Origin of the sequence: Flavobacterium nitrogenifigens (genome assembly GCF_003254565.1) — a bacterium.
In the GTDB taxonomy this organism is placed as follows: Bacteria; Bacteroidota; Bacteroidia; order Flavobacteriales; family Flavobacteriaceae; genus Flavobacterium; species Flavobacterium nitrogenifigens.
In genome coordinates this window covers 1-368 of record NZ_QJRI01000078.1, presented here as the reverse complement: position 1 = coordinate 368, position 368 = coordinate 1, and the positions used below count along the sequence as shown (strand labels likewise).

At 47.0% G+C, this 368-nt stretch carries 1 protein-coding gene; it reads left to right on the top strand.

What is annotated here, in order from left to right; all coding sequences use genetic code 11:
* A partial coding sequence (locus tag DM397_RS00330) for a glycoside hydrolase family 97 catalytic domain-containing protein (RefSeq protein WP_204251845.1) occupies positions 1–368 on the top strand: 368 nt, incomplete at both ends.

The window sequence follows — 368 nt, the reverse complement described above, 5'->3', positions numbered from 1 at the left end:
TCCGAATTACGCCTCCAGCGAAGCGGTTCTGGCAAGCGAGAATCTGCATTTCGGACAGCAGAGCTGCGATAATGAAGCTATAAATGCAGCAGCGCATACTTTTATCAGAAATGCGGTGGGAAGCATGGATTTTGGCGGAAGCGCTTTGAACAAATACTACAATAGCGATAACATTCCCAACAAAGGCTCTAAAAGAATGACTTCAGATGTGTTTGCTTTAGCCGCTTCAGTGCTTTTTCAGAGCGGCGTGCAGCATTTTGCTTTGGCGCCTAACAATTTATATGATGCTCCGGACTGGGCCATAAAATTTATGAAAGAAGTGCCAACGGTCTGGGATGAGGTCCGCTTTCTGGAAGGCTACCCAGGCA